A 16,365-nucleotide genomic window follows, 5' to 3' on the forward strand; every position below is an offset into this window, starting at 1 on the left:
AGCGCGGCGGTCAGGCCGTGGTGGTCCGGCCGTGGCGGTCCGGCCTCGGCCGATGCGCGAACCGCTCTCGTCATGGCGATGACCTGCGCGAGCGCGTGGACGGAGGCCGCGCCGGCGCACGCGGCCGCGTCCTGGCCGTGGGCCTGCTCGCCGGCTGCCCGACGCGGATCGTCTCCTGCCGGGAACCGGACCGACCCGCCGCCGCAGCGTCCCCGGCGGAGCCCAGGGAAGCCCCCGGCTACGGCCTACGGCCTACGGCTCGGCCGCGTCGCTGCCCGGGTTCGGGTTCTCTTCCAGCGGCGACGTGCCGGTCACCATGGCCCGTACCAGCACCCCCAGCAGCTCCGCCTGCGGCCAGCAGGTGGCACGAAAGCTGATGTCCTGCGCGACGGCGCGCTCCAGGTCCGTCTCGGCTTCCCGAAGGCGCCGCAGACTCTCGACCTGCTCGTTCGCGGACCTGGCAGTGCGGCGCGAGCGGCGCATCAAGGCCCATATCGCGCCTGTCCCGAAGAAAGCAGGCGACCGGCCCCCCTTGGAACGCCGGTGGCCCTGGATTCGCTGACGAACGGTGGTATGTGAACACCGGGGTGCGTGGTGTCGGCTTCCGCTCAGCGGGCGCGGTGGTCCGGACGTTCGGCGGGAGTCCGGTCGGGAATGGAGAATTCGTCTCCAGCGACCAGAAGCGTGCAGGTCGGGGGGTGGGATCGGTGGTGCTGCCGCCCGTCCACGCGAACAGCGAAGGGCTGGGGTGGGACTTCCGGCAACTGCCCGGACAGCGTGAGCCTGTCGGCGTTCCTGTCCTTCTGGTGGCCCACCTCGCGGCCGTCCACGAGGAGCTCGACCTCCCGGTGGCGTCCGCCGCTGACGTCCACGGTTATGGAGTGTCCGGCGTGTTCGATGTGGAAGTGCTGGCGCTGGTTCATAGCGGCCTCGTTCAGGCGCTGGATTGCGGTCGCGGAGGCGAGTCGACCGGTCGGCCGGTGGTTTTCCCTGTCGCCCGGATGCCGGCTCCGCATCTTCCCGGGCCGCCGGCGCGGCCGGTCATCCCTGACGGACCGGGCGATACCGCGGTGACGCCGTTGCGGCCCGCCTCACAGCCGGCGACGCCCGGTGCATCCGCTCGGACGCTCCGGGCGGGAGACGCCCATCTCCCATCAGACCACGTTCCGGACGTCACCGCATGGCGGCCATGCCGTCACCGCGGGGCGACCCGCTCCGGTCCCACACCGGTCACGCGGGACGCAGCCCGTCACGCCGCCGCCCGCGCCTCTGGCGGGACCGGAGCGATCAGGCGGCAGACGTGGGTGCCGTCCGAAGAAAAACGGGTGGCGGGCGGGGGGCTCGCGCGCTACGGTCCTGGTGTTCGAGAGCGCGGGCCCGTTCGGGGCTGGTGCGAGCCGTCGAGATGACGTGGGAGGTGTGACCCGATGGCTGTCTTTGTGACGGGCGCTGCCCGAATTCAGCAGATCGTGCGTGACACCTCCGTGGTCTCCGGCTGACTCCTTCCTCCTTCATCTCCGCGCGCGGGGCGTGCGGTGCCGGGGGCTGCCCTTTCGAAGGGTTTCCCTTGTCTTCCTCGACGTCTTCTTCGTCGTTCTCTTCCTCTTTCTCGTTCCGTGACGCCTCCTCTCACGCGCTCGTGCCCTATGGCTGGGACGACGTGTGGGAGGCGGAGTTCGCGCCGTACGCCGCGCAGGGCCTGGTGGCCGGGCGGGTCGTGCGGGTGGACCGGAACATGTGTGACGTCTTCACCGCGGACGGCACCGTGCGCGCGGACACCGCGCTCGTCATGCCGTCGGACCCGCTGCGCATCGTCTGCACCGGGGACTGGGCGGCGCTGGACCCGCGGGGTGTCGACCCGCGGTTCGTCCGGACGCTGCTGCCGCGCAGGAGCGCGTTCGTCCGGTCCACCTCGTCCAAGCGCTCCGAGGGCCAGGTGCTCGCCACCAACGTCGACCACGTCGTGGTGTGCGTGTCACTGGCCGCCGAGCTCGAACTCGGACGGCTCGAACGCTTCCTCTCGCTGGCCTGGGAGAGCGGCGCGGAACCGCTCGTCGTGCTCACCAAGGCCGACCTCGTGGCCGACACCACGCACCTGCTGGCCGACGCGGAGGCGGCCGCGCCCGGCGTGCAGGTCGTGGTGGCCAGCGCCGCGAGCGGCGAGGGGCTCGACGTGCTCGCCGCCGTGCTCGGCGGCGGCACCTCGGTGCTGCTCGGCCAGTCGGGCGCCGGCAAGTCCACCTTGAGCAACGCGCTGACCGGCAGCGAGGTCCAGGAGGTGCAGGCCACCCGGGACGCCGACGGCAAGGGCCGGCACACCACGACCACGCGTGACCTGCTCGCGCTGCCCGGCGGCGGGGTGCTCATCGACACCCCGGGGCTGCGCGGCGTCGGTCTGTGGGACGCCGAGGGCGGCGTCGCCCAGGTGTTCTCCGAGATCGAGGAGTTCGCCCGCGACTGCCGCTTCCACGACTGCTCCCACGAGGCGGAGCCCGGCTGCGCGGTGCTGGCCGCGCTGGAGGACGGCACGCTGTCGCACCGCCGCCTGGACAGCTACCGCAAACTCCTGCGGGAGAACGCCTGGATCGCCTCGCGCACCGACCAGCGGCTGCGCGCGGAGATGCGGCGCGAGTGGAAGCAGCGCTCGGCCGCCGGGCGCGAGATGTACGAGCGCAAGCGCGGCGGAGGCGGTGGGCACCGCCGGGTCTACTGACGGCCCCGCGCAACCGGCGCCGGCCGTACGGCCTTCGGGCCGTACGGCCGGCGCGCCCGCGGGCTCAGCCCATGCCGTCGCCCCTGCCGTGGCGGCGCCGGAGCGCGATCGGGCTGCCGGCGCTCCAGAAGGAGCCGACGACGACTCCGACCACGAGCGCGACGATGACGATCCCCAGAATCACGGCCATACCGAGCCCTCCTCGCTCCCGCGCGGCTTTCACCGCACCCTCACGTTCGCTGCCTGTTCGTGACGTTCCCGTTGCCCGGTGTTTCCAACCCACCGATCGTGGGACCGAGTTCAGGAGGCGCTGCGGAGGGGGAGCGGCGGCGGCCTACGCCGAGGCCCTCCGCACCAGTTGGGTCGGCGTCACGATCGGCGCGGGCGCGGGAGTCTCCGTGCCGTTCGCGGCCGGCGCCGCGACGGTGCGCAGCAGCAGCCGGGCCATCATCCGGCCCATCTCCTCGATGTCCTGACGGATCGTGGTCAGCGGCGGGTCGGTCCACTCCGAGACCGACACGATGTCGTCGAAGCCGATCACCGCCACGTCCTCCGGCACCCGGCGCCCGCTGGTGCGCAGCATCCGCAGCGCGCCCGAGGCCATCACGTCGGACGCCGCGAACACGGCGTCCACGTCCGGGCAGCGCTCCAGCAGCGCCGCCATCGCCTTGGCGCCGCCGTCGGGCGTGAAGTCGCCCTCGGCGGTCAGCCGCGGGTCGTTGTCGGGCAGGACGTCGCGGAAGCCGTCGAGCCGGTCGACCGAGGCCGTCTGGTCCAGCGGGCCCGCGATGTGGGCGATGCGGCGGCGGCCGAGCCCCAGCAGGTGGCGCACCGCGTCCCGGGCGCCGCCGCGGTTGTCGCAGTCCACGTAGAGGGTGTCGGCGTCGGACCAGCCGGGCCTGCCGCCTATCACCGTCGGCACCCCGGCCCGGCGGGCGAGCATGGGCAGCGAGTCGTCGTCGTGCAGCGAGAAGAGCAGCGCGCCGTCCACGTGGCCGCCGGCCAGATAGCGGCCCACCCGCTGGTAGTCGGCCGCCCCCTCGGTCAGCAGCAGCACCAGCTGGTTGTCGTGCGCGGTGAGTTCCTTGCTGATGCCGCGGACCTGCTGGGCGAAGAAGGGGTCGGCGAAGAAGCGGGTCTCCGGTTCCGCGACGACCACGGCGATCGCGTCGTTGCGCCGGGTGACCAGGGTCCGGGCGGCCTGGTTCGGCACGTACCCCAGCTCGTCGACGGCGCGCCTGACCCGCTCGGCCAGCGCCGCGCGCACGCCCTCGCTGCCGTTGACCACCCGCGACGCGGTCGCCCGCGAGACCCCGGCCCGCGCGGCGACGGCCTCCAGAGTGGGACGGGACGCGAAGCTCTGGTCGGACAACGGACGGCTCCTCTGCGCGCGGATAACAGAAATTCGGCGACGAATCTCGACTGTGCACAGCGTAACCGCTCGACAAGCGTCTATGAGAGCGCTCTCACCGCCCGGCGCGCCGGTCTCGGGCGGCAGTCCTACGCCTTCAGGCCCGATCCGGGACCGGATGACCGCCCGCAGGTGGTCCCGTCGCCCGATGCGCGGCGGCGGGCGTCCTGCGAGCGTGGGGGGTATGACGACACAGCAGACACCCGGGCAGCCGGAGAAGGCGCCCAGGACCGAACTGACCGGGCCCGAGCGGGAGTACCTCGGCGGGCAGCGCCTCGCACGGCTCGCCACCGTGGACGCCGAGGGCCGGCCGCAGAACAACCCGGTGGGGTTCTTCCTCCGCGAGGACGGCGCGATCGACATCGCCGGCTGGGCCATGGGCGGCACCCGCAAATGGCGCAACATCGCCGGCGACCCCTACGTCTCGCTGGTCGTGGACGACCTGGCGAGCGTCCGCCCGTGGAAGGTACGGGGCGTGGAGATCCGCGGTGTGGCCGAGCAGGTGACCGGGCCGCACGCGTACGGCGACCACCTCAGCAAGGAGCTGATCCGGATCAGGCCGTACAAGATCCTCGGATGGGGCGTCGAGGACTGAGAGCCGCCGTAGGGGCGGGCCGGGCCCGGCGGGCGGGGACCGTCCCGGGGGAGCAGCCGGCGATGAGCGTGCCCGGGTCGGAGGGCGATGACCGCGCCCGGGTCAGCCGGCGACGACCGCGCCGAGCCAGGCGCCGGCGACCAGCAGGCAGGCGAGCAGTTCGACCAGTACGGACCCGCCGACCGCCCGCATCGTGCGGCGGGTGGCCGCCCAGGCGGCGCGACGGCTGCCGAGGCGCATCCGGTCGCGGACGTGGAGAGTGCCGACGAAGCCGAGCACGGCGCCGAGCACCGGCACCAGGAGGAACCCGACGACGGCCACCCCCGTCGCCGTCATGACGGTCCGCCAGTCCACCCCCGAGTCCCGTATCCGGCGGGACGGCATCAGCCACACCACGACCTGGCCGACCGCGAGCACGCCCGTCGCCGCGGCCAGCACGCCCCAGGTCAGGCCGGTGTGCCGCAGCGTGGCCCACCACAGCACGGCCGCCCAGCACAGCAGGGTCCCCGGCACGCCGGGAGCCGCCACGCCGAGGAGCCCCAGCAGCATCACCGCGCCGATCAGGCCCACCTCTGCGGTCCCCATGAAAACCACCCTGCCCGACCCGCGCCGCGCCCGCCGCCCGGCGCGGGTCGATCACCTGACGGCGTCACGGCCGGCCGGCGGTGACGCCACGGCTGCCGGAGCCGTCCACGGGTGGCTCTCGCGCTCCACCCAGCCGCGTTCGTACGACTGCCAGCCCAGCTGCAGCCGCGTGCTCACCTGGGCGATCTCCATCAGGCGCCTGACCCGGCGCTGGACCGTGCGCAGCCCCAGGTCGAGCTGCTTGGCGGCCGCAGCGTCGGTGAGGCCGGCCAGCAGCAGGGAGAGGATCTGCAGGTCGGTGGTGTCGGGCTGGTCGGGGGAGGTCGCGGCGACGGCGCCCCGGCCGTCCAGCCGCAGCGGCATCGCCTGCCGCCAGACCGCCTCGAAGAGGCCCATCAGGGACTCCAGCAGCCCGCTCGCGTGCACCACCACGGCGGCCGGCCGGGCGCGGTCGCGGGTGGTCAGCGGGACCATCGCCAGGGTGCGGTCGGCGACCACCAGCTTGGTGGGGACCCGGTCCACCACCCGTACCCGCTCCTCGCGGCCGAGCGCCGCGGACAGCTCCGCCAGGCCGTGCGGTCCCGTCACCACCTCGCGCTCCACGACCACCCGGTAGGCGACCCCGCGGCGCGCCGCGTCCTCCTCGGCCTCGTTCTCCATGCCGCTGATGGCCACCGGCTTGTCCGTGACCAGGGCGCACACCTCGGTCTCCGCGCCGAACTGAAGCTGCAGGAAGCGCTGGGCGACGGCGTTCGCACCGGTGACCACCTCGACGAGGTCGTGCACCGCCGGCTCCGCCGCCTCCGCGCGGAACTCCGCGGCCAGCACCGCCGCGGCCAGCTCGGCCTGATCCAGCTCACGGCGCTGCCGGGTGAGCAGCGCGGCCAGCGCGACGGCCGGCGGCGCGGCGACCCAGCGCCCGGGGCGGGCGGGCGAGCGGGCCACGAGGCCGTGGTCCTCCAGCCGGCGCAGCGCCCGGCCGGCCTCGTCCTCGGAGAGCCCGAGCCGCGGTGCGAGGTCGCCCAGCTCCGCCGCGCCCAGGCCCACCAGGGCCCGGTAGGCGGATTCCTGCACCTCGTCGAGTCCGATCGCGCCGAGCAACGAAACCCCCTGGTCAGTGCGGCCCGCAGGACCGGCCCGGGTCACGCGCGCCTGCGGCGGCGGGAAAGAGCCGTGGCGGTTTTCCGCCGTGGGCATCCTCTCCCGGCGCGGGGCAAGCGTGCCACTGCGATCCGCGCCGTGCACGTGATCGCTCCGGCGAGGCCGGGAGTACGGCGGTGGCCGGAGCGGCCCCGGCTGGGGGGACATGTCCCGCCCCGGCGTTTCGCGTTTCCCTGCGGCCCGTGCGGTGGACAATAAGGGCATGAGTCAGCCGGGCGACGCGCGTGGGAGCCAAGAGGACGACTGGTGGCGGCAGTTGTACGACGAGGACGCCGCCCCGGGTGGGTCCGGGCCGGCCGCGGGCGCGGCCGGCGGCTCCATCGACGCGCATTTCGACTCGGCGGTCGACGCGATGTCGCCGCCGCCACCGCCGCGCGAGGGAACCATGCGCCTGCGGCGGCCCACCCCGCCGCCCCCGCCGCCTTCCTGGCCGCGCCCGACCCGGACCACCCCGCCGCCTCCCCGCCGGCCCAGCGCCTCGCCGCCGCCTTGGACGCCGCAGCAGCCCGAGGACGACGCGGACGCCCCGCCCGTACCGGTCGAGCAGCGTGCCGCTCCTGCCGACGACGAGGCCGCGGCCCAGCCCCCGACCGCCCCCGGCGCCGCGGCGAACGGCTGGGACCCGTGGTCGGCTGCGCCGACGTTCGCGGGGCCGCGGGCCGAGCCGGCGGGTGGTGAGGTGGCGGGGTCGGGTCGCGACGCCGCGCCGGAGGCGGCCGAGGCTGAGGTCGGGGAGCCGGAGCGCGAGGGTGGGCCGGAGGTGGCGGCGGGGTCGGGGGACCCGTGGTCGGCTGCGCCGACGTTCGCGGGGCCGCGCGTCGCGTCGGACGAGGCTGAGGTCGGGGAGCCGGAGCGCGAGCCGGAGGCTGCGGCTGCGCGCTGGGACCCCTGGGCGGCATCGCCCACCTTCGAGGGCGCGCCCCCCGCTGAGGAGAGCCGGGTGGTGGCGCCCGAGCCCGTAGCCGAGCCGGAGGACGTGGATGCGGCGGCTGAGGGGCCGCGGGCGTGGGACCCGTGGGCAGCCGCGCCCACCTTCGGCGGGGCCGAGGCGCCCGCGGACCTGGACGAGAACGCGGACGAGCAGCGGTCCGAGTCCGAGGCGTCGCCGCCTGTCGCGCGGGGCTGGGACGCGTGGGTGACGCCGCGTCCCTCCGCGCCGACCGCCCCCGCCCCGGCGGAGAGCTGGGGTACGCCCCCCACCGCTGAGCCGGAGCCGGAGCCCGAGCCGGCACCTGAGCCGGAGCCGGCACCTGAGCCCGAGCCGGCACCGGCACCGGCACCCGAGCCGGCAGCGGCCGCGGTCACCGCCGGCGGGGAGACCGGGTTCGCGGAGGGCGAGGTGCGGTGGGCGCCGGAGTTGCCGCCGGGGTGGGTTGCGGCGGCCGACGTACCGGAGGAGGTGCGCGAGCCCGAGGTGGTGGGCGGCGGGCCGCCGACGTACGGCGCGGAGCCGACCGCGTGGCCCGAGGCGGACCCGGACGGGCTGGACGGCCTGGTCGCCGACACGGTGCTGGACGGCGCGCGCTACGGCGCGATGACGCTGCGCAGCGTGGCGATGCGCGGGGACTCCGCGCGCTACCGCGGCCAACCGCGCCGCGACGCCCTGCTGACGGCGCGTTTCGGCAGCGGCGACGACGCGCTGCTGCTGCTCGCGATGGCCAGCGGCGCCCGCGCGGCCGACGACGCGCACCGCGCCGCGCAGGACACGGTGCGGTGGATCGCCGGCGCGGTCGGCCGCAGCCGCGCCCGGCTCGCGGACGACCTGCGTGCCGCCCGCCGCGGCTCGCTCAAGTCCGGTCTGCACCGGCTCACCGACCGCTGCTACGGACGGCTGCGCGCCCGCGGCGAGGACCTGGGACTGGACGACGGCACGTACACCGCGTCGCTGCGCTGCCTGCTGCTGCCCGCCGACCCCGAGTGCCGGATCAGGCTGTTCTTCGGGGCGGGGGAGGGCGGGCTGTTCAGGATCAGGGACGGCTCGTGGCAGGACCTCGACCTCGCGCCGGATCTGGCGTCGGCGCCGTTCCGGTTCCGTGCGACGGTCGCGCAGCCGGGTGACGCGCTGGTGATGTGCAGCGCGGGCTTGGCCGAACCGCTGCGCGGGGAGCCGGAGTTGGCGGGTCATCTGGCCGAGCGCTGGGGCGGCGGGCGGATTCCGGGCCTGGCCGCGTACCTCGCGGACGTTCAGACCCGGGTGAAGGGCTACGCGGACGACCGCTCGGTCGTGACCGTCTGGGACTCCTGATCCCGGACGGCCCGCACGCGCGGCACGCGCCGGGATTGCGTACGCGTGCGGCCCCCCTGCCCGGCGAACGGGCAGGGGGGCCGCGGCTCGTGGCCGGTGCGCGCCTCAGTCGTCGACGAGGTCGAACTCCTCCCACGGCCCGATCGCCGTGCGGTTGGCGATCAGCGCGGCCGCGCCCGCGTTCTCCGCGGTCACGTAGTCGCCGTTGACGCGGGCCTTGAGGCTGACGCTGCCGTCGCCGTTGTGGACGAGCTGGTACTGCTCCCAGGTGCCGATCGCGTCGACCTTGGCCAGCAGGGGGGCGGCGCCCGCGTTGTCCGCGGTGACGTACTTGCTGTTGGCATGGGCGCGCAGGCTGACGTAGCCGTCGCCCGAGTCGATCAGGTCGAACTGCTCCCACTGGCCGATCGCGGTGCGGTTGGCGATCAGCGGCGAGGCGCCGGCGTTGTCGGCCGTCACGTAGTCGCCGTTGGCGTGGGCCCGCAGCGAGACCACCGTGCCGGTGCCGCCGGAGGAGGTGCCGGCGTCCAGGCCGAGCTGCACGGTGCCCAGGTGCTTGGCGGCGGTCGCGGGCGTCCCCGAGACCTGCGCGAAGGGCAGCGCGGTGGTCGGCGAGGCGACCTGCTCGACCAGGTAGGACTGGCCTGCGGTGAGCGGCACGTCGACGGTCGCCGCGGTGGTCGCGGAGACCACCGTGCCGCTGCCGGAACCGTTGACGACCTGGATCGACTTGCCGGGCCACGGGTTGCGGACCCGCTGGGTGCGGGTGGACCCGGCCTGGATGGCGACGGTGACCGGGGTGCCTCCCTGCACCTGCACGTCCACCTTGGTCCCGCCCTGCACCGAGACCGTGCCGCTGACGTCCCAGCCGGACGGCCAGGCGGGGGCGATGCGCAGGGTTCCGTCGTAGTCCTGGACCAGCGCCTCGTCGAGCGCGGTGGCGACGCCGGAGACCTGCTCGATGTACGCCTCGGTGCCGACCGTCGCGCCCAGGTCGGCGAGGCCGTTGATGTACACCTGGTGGCTCTGGGTGATGGACACCAGGCGGGCCGCGACCTCGCTGGCCAGGCCGAGCCTGGCCGCGTCGATCGCGTCCATGCTCCAGTCGTTGCCGCCGGTGACCGCGCGGTGGTTGTAGCTGCGCACCGCCAGGTCGTGCAGGCTGCCGGGGTCGTCGGTGACGAGGTTGTACGGCCAGACCGGTTCCAGGTCGATGTTCTCGCTGTTCCTGATCTGCGCGGTGGGCTGGTAGGAGTAGCCGATGATGTCGCTGCCCGAGGCGTCCGCGGACGGCGCCAGCACCTGGGTGCGGCCGTAGTCGGTACGCGCCCAGGCCGGTATCTGGCCCTGCGCGGTGGTCAGCTGGGACTGCAGCGCGGAGTCGGAGCCGAGCAGCTTCGCGGCCTGCACGACGACCGGGAAGAGCGCGGCGTCGGCCGCCAGGTCGGTCGTCGGGTCCTGTACCGCCCACTGCGTCTCGTGCGCGTTGGCGACCGCGTGCAGCTTCCCGTCGGAGCCGACCTTCTGGTAGGCGAGCAGGAAGGTGGCCGACTCCCGCATCAACGGGTAGTACGTGCGGAGGAAGTTGAGGTCGCCGGTGTCCTGGTACTGCTGCCACGCGTAGAGGCTGATCTCGGCTCCCGACGTGATGTCCAGGGCGTTCCAGTTGGGGCTGCCGGGCTGGCTGCAGGCCGCGTTGGCGCCGGCCCCGGGGTCGCCGCCGTTGCCGTTGAACCGCATGACCTCCGGCACGCAGGCGCCGGACAGGCCGCCCATCTGCTGCTTGGTCCACGCCTCGATGGCGGCCAGGTTGTTCTGGTAGAGGTTGAAGATCGGGATGTTGAGCGCGAAGTTGCCGCTGCTCATGTTCGCCGAGATCTGGGTGCGCAGGTTCCACAGCCAGGTCGCGGAGGGCGTCCAGTTCTGGTGGTCCTGGCCGAAGTTGAACATGTCGGCGACGCCCGCCTGGCTGCCCGGGATCGCGCCGCGCATCGAGGCGGCCTCCATGAACAGGTACAGGGTGCGCAGGCTCTCCATGTACTGCGCCGAGCCGTCCGCCGAACTGGCCTCAAGGACACCGCTGTTGGCCCAGTAGTTGGCCCACCACGACTGCTGCGTGCCGAGCAGCGCGGACTCCGCGGCGCTCGCGTCCGAACCGAGCAGGCCGGAGGCGGTCCCGGCCGCGTCCCCGCCGGTCCAGGTGGGCGCGCCGACGACGACCCGGTACGAGCCGTCGGTGTTCGGCGTGAAGTTCACCTTCACCTGGGTGGAGTTGACGACCTGTGCGGCGACGTTGCGGCCGCCGGCCGTCAGGGCCGCGAGCGAGCCGAAGGTGCGGCCGGAGGAGCCCGCCTCCTGGTTGTCCACCCAGGTCTCGGCCAGGGTGCCGATCGCGCCGGACGCGGCGGCCTTCGGACTGCGGCCCGACCACAGGCCGACCGTCGCGCTCTGCTGGGAGTTCGGGTCGGCGCCGGTGACGTCGACGACCAGTTCGTCCTTGGTGGCCGACACCCAGGCCTTGAGCGTCATGCCGCCGCCGGACTCGGTGAGCACGCCGGTGTAGACGTCCAGCGCGCCCTTGAAGTCGCTCGCGCCGGTGAGCGTCGCCAGGCCCGGAATCTGCACCTGGCCGGGGGACTTGCGGCCGGGCAGCGTGTCCGCCCGGTTGAGCTGTGCGGTGAAGCCGCCCGCGCCCCAGGCGGCCACGCCCAGCGAGCCGTTGCCGAGCGGCAGCGACTGGGCGGCGGCCGTGTTCGCCTTGCCGAGCACGATGTCGGAGCGGCGGATCACGTCGGGGGTGTCCACGTGGAAGCCGCCGCCCTGCCACGCCGTGGTGGGGGTGGCCGCCGCGGCGGGCGGCGCGGCGGCGGGTACGAGCAGGCCGGCGGCCAGCAGTGCGGTCACCGCGGCGGCAGGTGGTCGGATGAATCGTCGGATTCCTGGAGTTCCCTGGAATCCCGTGAAGTGACGCGGAACGTGCACAGCCCCTCCCGAGGCAGTGGGGGATACGACGGGATACTTGCCATGGCAGCCCAACCGCCCTGTGTGCGAGGGGGGTTGACGGGGCACACAGTGGCCGTCGGTAGGGGCGGTGTCAAGGGTTCCGGCAGCACATACATCGGAGGTATAGCGGAGTGCGCCAAGACTTCGCCTGGGCATGACTGGACGCAATCGAGGTGGGCATGCCTAACGGCAGGAGAAAGGAAGTGCACTCGATCGGGGGAAGAAGACGGATATCACGGGGCACCGGTTACGGCACACCGTCCAGCAGGCCGACCTACCCGCCGTGGCCGAGACGCGCAGACTGCTGCGCGAGTCACTGCGTCGCTGGGGAATCCCGGCGCTGACCGACACCGCGGAACTGCTCACCACGGAACTCGTCACCAACGCGCTGCAGCACACCACCGGCGGCGCCGTCCTCACCGCGACGCTCACCGCGGGCGCGGACGCGGCGTGGCAGGAGCAGCAGGACCCTCCCGCACCGGAGTCGGCCGCCGTCCGGACGCCGAGGCGGCTGCGCGTGGAGGTGCACGACTCGCTCGCCAGACGCCCGGGCGCCGACACCGCCCAGCGGGAGGCGGCCGCGGCGCAGGCGGGGGAGCACGGCACCTCGGGCCGCGGGCTGCTGCTCGTGCAGGCGCTCGCCGACGCGTGGGGCGCGCAGCCGCACGGCAGCGGCAAGGTCGTCTGGTTCGAGCTCAACACCGGAACGGCGTGACCGCCGGGGACACCTGGTCCCCGGCGGTCACGCCGCCGCGCCGTCTCTGCCGGCCCTGCCGCGGCTCAGCCGAACTGCCGCTCCATCTCGGCGAGCTTGCGCTCCAGCGAGTCCAGCCGGGGCAGCGTCATGGTGTCGTCCTCGGCCGTCAGGTCGACGGTGGACGACGACGCCTTGACCTCGTCCGCGGCCGCCCCGCGGGACGCCTCCTCGCGCACCGGCTGGAGCGCGGGACGGGCCCGTACCGGCAGCTCACCGGCGGGCAGCGCGGCCGACGGCCCTATGGCAGGCTCCGATGCGGTCTGGCCGCCGCCGGCCGCACTCGCCGAGGGCAGCTCCACCTGGCGGCCGCCGCGGCCGCCGCGCGGCCAGGTCCTGTGCTGCCTGCTCAGCGCCTTGATCTTGGCCCGCTCCATCCGGTCGTGGTCGCGGCGGCGCAGGGTGTTCTGCTCGCGCTGCCGCCGGTCCTCGCGGACCTCCTCGACCGCCTCGTCCAGCGAGCGCACGCCCTCCAGCAGCATCAGCGACCAGGCGCCGTACGTCTCGCGCGGCGCCCGCAGCCAGCGGACCATCCGGATCTGCGGCAACGGCCGCGGCACCAGGCCCTGTTCGCGCAGCGCCGCCCGGCGGGTCTGCTTCAGCGCACGGTCGAAGAGCACCGCGGCGGACAGCGACATGCCGGCGAAGAACTGCGGGGCGCCCGCGTGGTCGACGCCGCGCGGCGCGTGCACCCAGTTGAACCAGGCCGCCGCACCGGCGAAGAGCCACACCAGCATCCGCGAGCCGAGCGCCGCGTCGCCGTGGCTCGCCTCGCGCACCGCGAGCACCGAGCAGAACATCGCGGCGCCGTCCAGGCCGAACGGCACCAGGTACTCCCAGCCGCCCGCCAGGTTCAGGTTCTCCCGGCCGAAGCCGACGAGCCCGTGGAAGGAGAGCGCGGCGGCCACCGCGGCGCAGCAGAACAGCAGCACGTACGACGCGCTGCCGTAGACCGCCTCCTTGCGGCGGCGGCGCTCCTCGCTGCGCTCCCAGGAGTCGGTCGCGGCGGCCGAGCCGGACGTGCGGCGGTTGCGGACCACGAGGACGCAGGCCGCGAGGACGATCAGGCCGATGGCGGCCGAGATCGTCCAGTCCAGCGATATGTCGGTCATTCTCATGTGCGGATTCCTCGTGTCGCTTCCGTCGCGCTCGGGCCGCGGGACGGCTTACGACCGACATCATCGCGAAGAGCGCGGGTACGTGCAGACGTTATGGCGCAAGAGCACGCGTAGGGATCGTCGCGCATCGAACTCTCGTGCCACAACGGCTGAGTTGAGCGAAATCGTAGCGCGACCGATCACACCGCAGACGCCGGGCTGCGGATTCGGCCGGACGCGCGGGTGCGCGGGCAGCCCGCGCAGGTGCCCGAGGGGCTGACGGTGTAGAAGAGACAGCACGTGAGACGCTCGCGCGCCGGCCGTGACGCGGCGTCAGCCGGTGCGTCCGGACCGGCGGAACCGGTGCGCGCGGCCGGCCCGGCGGGTCCTGCTGCGGCGAACCGGGCCTTCCCGGGCAGCAGTTGGGACAGCTCGGCGACTGCCCGGTCCTCCTCGCCCAGCAACCGCCCGATGTACCAGAGGCCTTCGGTGATCTCGTCGTGCGCGGACCGCCACAGGGCGCGCGGACCGCGCCGCAGCAGAGGTGCGAAGCCGGCCAGCACCGCGGTGAGGTGCTCGTCGAGTGCGGCCCGCAGCTCCTCGCGCAGCGCGTCGGGCGAGGCGACCGCACGGGCGCCGGGCAGCGCCGCCGCCGCGTCCTGCGGCAGGCAGGCGAAGGTCCGGGTCCGCGCGGTGAACCGGCCGCTCGCCGGGTGGAACCCGACGTCGCCGACCGGCAGCCGGGGCACCCGGCGGTGGAGGAACCACGGCACGGTGAAGAGCAGGCAGGCCGGCCACAGGTAGCGGTGCAGCGCGAGGGCGGCGGCCACGTCCGGGCGCGGCCGCGCGCCGTGCGCGCCGGTGAGCCTGCGCGCGTCGCCCGCCACGAAGGCGGCGAGCGCGGGGCCGCCGCGGGCGAGTTCGGCCACGCACACCCAGCCGCCGTCCGGCGGGGGAGCGGCGGCGGTGATCCGCAGTCCGGGGAAGACCGCGGACAGTCGGGCGTAGGCGGCGCTGGTCGCAGGCATGGTAAGGCTTACCTTAACGATCTCGAACGAGGGATAACCTAACCGCCGTACGCCACCCGGGTGACAGGGCGGCGGTGGTGTCCGGGGGACGTGCGGAAAACGGGGGAACCGATGGAGCGAGCCGCACCGATACGGCTGTCCGTACGCGATCAGGTGCGCAAGGCGCTGCGCGCGGCGATCGTCGGCGGTGAGCTGGCCCCCGGGTCGGTGCACTCCGCTCCGGCGCTCGCGGGGCGCTACGGCGTGTCGGCGACGCCCGTGCGTGAGGCGATGCAGCTGCTGGAGCGCGAGGGCGCGGTCGAGGTGCTGCCGAACCGGGGTTTTCGGATCTGCGCGCGCACGGCGCGCGACCTCGCGGACCTCGCGGAGGTCCGGGCGCTGCTGGAGGTGCCGGTCATGCTGTCGCTGGCGCGTACGGTGCCGGCGTCCCGCTGGGCGGGGCTGCGGCCGCTGGCCGACGCCACCGTCGTCGCGGCTGCGCGCGGCGACCGGGCCGCGTACGCGGAGTCCGACCGGAGGTTCCACCAGGCGCTCCTTGAGCTGTCGGGGAACGCGCAGCTCGTCGCCGTCGCGGACGAGCTGCACCGGCGCGCGCAGTGGCCTCCGGCGGTCGGGGCGGAGACGGGCGCGGGCTCGGAGCCGCGGGCCGCGGCGCGGTTGCGGCCGGGCGTGCTGCTGGCGGACGCCACGGAGCACGGCGTGCTGCTGGAGGCGTTGGTCGCCGGCGACGTCGGCACGGTGGAGTCGCTCGCACGCGAGCACTTCTCCGGCTCCGCCTGGCGGTAGTCCCCGGCGCTGCCGTTGCCGTTGCCGTCGGGGCTACGTGGGTGCGCCACGTCCGTGGGGTGGTGCGCCCGGTTTCGCGGGTGCGGCGCCGTGGTGGCTGGGGCGCGGGGCAGGTCAGGGGAGGGCGACGGGGAGCCAGGCGGGGATTCCGCCGAGGAGGGTGTGGAGGCGGGCGGCTTCGGCGCGGAGGGGGGCGGCCTCCTCGTCGGAGGAGACGTCGGCGAGGGCGAGGAGGGCGGGGGCGGCGCCGACCAGGTGGCCGAGGGCGACGCGGATGCGCAGCGACTCGGCGAAGCCGTGCCGCGCCTCGGCGAGGTCGCCTTCGGCCGCGGCGAGCCCGGCCAGGTGCCGCCAGGTGAAGGAGGTGAGGAAGACGTCGCCGTGGGCGACGGCCCCCGCGTGGGCGCGGCGGTACGCCGCCTTCGCGGCGGCCGGGTTCGACGCGAGGTTCTCCGCCACCAGGCCGCGCCGGAAGTCGAGCAGCGGCCGCCCCGGGGAGGCGGGCGACAGCAGCGCCGCGCTGCGCCCGAACGCGCTGCTCGCCTCGTCCGCCCGGTCCCGTACCGAGAACAGCGTCGCGCCGTAGGCGAGGTACCCCCGCTCGGACGCGGCGGCGCCGCGCTCCTCGTCGGTCGCGGCCATCGCCTCCGCGGTGCGGAGCGCGTCCTCGGCCGGCCCCCAGCCGTCCAGCTGGTAGAAGCACCCCTCGATCAGCAGCTCCGCGCAGCGCAGCGCGGCCCCCGCGTCCCGCGCGCAGTGCGGCGCGAGGAGTGCGGCCGCCTCCGCCCAGCAGCCGCGGGCCCGCAGCCGCCAGACGTCCGGTATCCCGACCACCGCATCCGACAGGGCGGTATCCGCCACAGTTCTCCCCCAAGCGCGCAGTCGAGCCCGTGTGATGAACAGTGGCCGAAGTCCAGCACGCACAGGGGCCCCGCGCCAAGGGGTCGGAGATCACTTCTTGTGAACGGGATCACTTTCACGAGCGGA

Annotated in this window: 15 protein-coding genes; 5 read left to right on the forward strand and 10 right to left on the reverse strand. The window is 74.5% G+C overall.

What is annotated here, in order from left to right; all coding sequences use genetic code 11:
* Positions 1-252 precede the first annotated feature (252 nt).
* Together V2S66_RS11670 and V2S66_RS11675 are read right to left on the reverse strand one after the other, a co-directional pair.
* Positions 253-483, reverse strand: a complete 231-nt coding sequence (locus tag V2S66_RS11670) for a hypothetical protein (RefSeq protein WP_330794696.1) — start codon at positions 481-483, stop codon at positions 253-255.
* Positions 484-608: 125 nt separating this feature from the next.
* Positions 609-923, reverse strand: coding sequence for a hypothetical protein (locus V2S66_RS11675; protein ID WP_330794552.1), 315 nt, complete (start codon positions 921-923; stop codon positions 609-611).
* A 644-nt stretch (positions 924-1,567) separates the two neighbouring features.
* Between V2S66_RS11675 and rsgA the strand changes: the two genes are divergently transcribed.
* The gene (rsgA, locus tag V2S66_RS11680) at positions 1,568-2,713 is read left to right on the forward strand and encodes a ribosome small subunit-dependent GTPase A (protein WP_413966359.1); all 1,146 of its coding nucleotides are present in this window, start codon (positions 1,568-1,570) and stop codon (positions 2,711-2,713) included.
* Positions 2,714-2,777: 64 nt separating this feature from the next.
* Here rsgA and V2S66_RS11685 read toward each other — a convergent pair whose 3' ends face one another.
* Together V2S66_RS11685 and V2S66_RS11690 are read right to left on the reverse strand one after the other, a co-directional pair.
* Positions 2,778-2,903 carry a hypothetical protein gene (locus V2S66_RS11685; RefSeq protein WP_330794554.1) on the reverse strand — a complete coding sequence of 42 codons (126 nt, stop codon included), beginning with the start codon at positions 2,901-2,903 and terminating at the stop codon, positions 2,778-2,780.
* Positions 2,904-3,047: 144 nt separating this feature from the next.
* Positions 3,048-4,085, reverse strand: a complete 1,038-nt coding sequence (locus tag V2S66_RS11690; RefSeq protein ID WP_330794555.1) for a LacI family DNA-binding transcriptional regulator — start codon at positions 4,083-4,085, stop codon at positions 3,048-3,050.
* A gap of 223 nt (positions 4,086-4,308) precedes the next feature.
* Here V2S66_RS11690 and V2S66_RS11695 point away from each other — a divergent pair, with 223 nt between their 5' ends.
* Complete coding sequence (locus V2S66_RS11695; protein ID WP_330794556.1) at positions 4,309-4,719, forward strand: PPOX class F420-dependent oxidoreductase; 411 nt, start codon at positions 4,309-4,311, stop codon at positions 4,717-4,719.
* Between the two features lie 102 nt (positions 4,720-4,821).
* On the opposite strand, the gene V2S66_RS11700 is transcribed toward V2S66_RS11695, so the two are convergent.
* Together V2S66_RS11700 and V2S66_RS11705 are read right to left on the reverse strand one after the other, a co-directional pair.
* Entirely contained in the window at positions 4,822-5,304 is a 483-nt protein-coding gene (locus V2S66_RS11700; protein ID WP_330794557.1) for a DUF456 domain-containing protein, read from the reverse strand.
* A 51-nt stretch (positions 5,305-5,355) separates the two neighbouring features.
* Positions 5,356-6,405, reverse strand: coding sequence for a helix-turn-helix domain-containing protein (locus V2S66_RS11705; protein ID WP_330794558.1), 1,050 nt, complete (start codon positions 6,403-6,405; stop codon positions 5,356-5,358).
* Positions 6,406-6,667: 262 nt separating this feature from the next.
* Between V2S66_RS11705 and V2S66_RS11710 the strand changes: the two genes are divergently transcribed.
* Positions 6,668-8,710 carry a protein phosphatase 2C domain-containing protein gene (locus V2S66_RS11710; RefSeq protein ID WP_330794559.1) on the forward strand — a complete coding sequence of 681 codons (2,043 nt, stop codon included), beginning with the start codon at positions 6,668-6,670 and terminating at the stop codon, positions 8,708-8,710.
* Between the two features lie 105 nt (positions 8,711-8,815).
* Here the strand turns inward: V2S66_RS11710 and V2S66_RS11715 are convergent, their stop codons facing one another.
* Positions 8,816-11,614, reverse strand: a complete 2,799-nt coding sequence (locus tag V2S66_RS11715; protein ID WP_330794560.1) for a fascin domain-containing protein — start codon at positions 11,612-11,614, stop codon at positions 8,816-8,818.
* 382 nt (positions 11,615-11,996) lie between these two features.
* On the opposite strand from V2S66_RS11715, the gene V2S66_RS11720 reads away from it, so the two are divergent.
* Positions 11,997-12,428, forward strand: coding sequence for an ATP-binding protein (locus V2S66_RS11720; RefSeq protein ID WP_330794561.1), 432 nt, complete (start codon positions 11,997-11,999; stop codon positions 12,426-12,428).
* 65 nt (positions 12,429-12,493) lie between these two features.
* Here V2S66_RS11720 and V2S66_RS11725 read toward each other — a convergent pair whose 3' ends face one another.
* Both V2S66_RS11725 and V2S66_RS11730 read right to left on the reverse strand, forming a co-directional pair.
* The gene (locus V2S66_RS11725) at positions 12,494-13,585 is read right to left on the reverse strand and encodes a DUF2637 domain-containing protein (protein ID WP_330794562.1); all 1,092 of its coding nucleotides are present in this window, start codon (positions 13,583-13,585) and stop codon (positions 12,494-12,496) included.
* Between the two features lie 179 nt (positions 13,586-13,764).
* Positions 13,765-14,592 carry a (2Fe-2S)-binding protein gene (locus V2S66_RS11730; protein WP_330794563.1) on the reverse strand — a complete coding sequence of 276 codons (828 nt, stop codon included), beginning with the start codon at positions 14,590-14,592 and terminating at the stop codon, positions 13,765-13,767.
* Between the two features lie 60 nt (positions 14,593-14,652).
* Here V2S66_RS11730 and V2S66_RS11735 point away from each other — a divergent pair, with 60 nt between their 5' ends.
* Positions 14,653-15,378 (forward strand): GntR family transcriptional regulator, encoded by a 726-nt coding sequence (locus tag V2S66_RS11735; RefSeq protein WP_413966360.1) that lies wholly within the window; start codon positions 14,653-14,655, stop codon positions 15,376-15,378.
* Between the two features lie 114 nt (positions 15,379-15,492).
* On the opposite strand, the gene V2S66_RS11740 is transcribed toward V2S66_RS11735, so the two are convergent.
* Complete coding sequence (locus tag V2S66_RS11740; RefSeq protein WP_330794565.1) at positions 15,493-16,239, reverse strand: hypothetical protein; 747 nt, start codon at positions 16,237-16,239, stop codon at positions 15,493-15,495.
* Positions 16,240-16,365 lie beyond the last annotated feature (126 nt).

The sequence above is a fragment of the Actinacidiphila polyblastidii genome (genome assembly GCF_036353415.1).
Classification (GTDB): Bacteria; Actinomycetota; Actinomycetes; order Streptomycetales; family Streptomycetaceae; genus Actinacidiphila; species Actinacidiphila polyblastidii.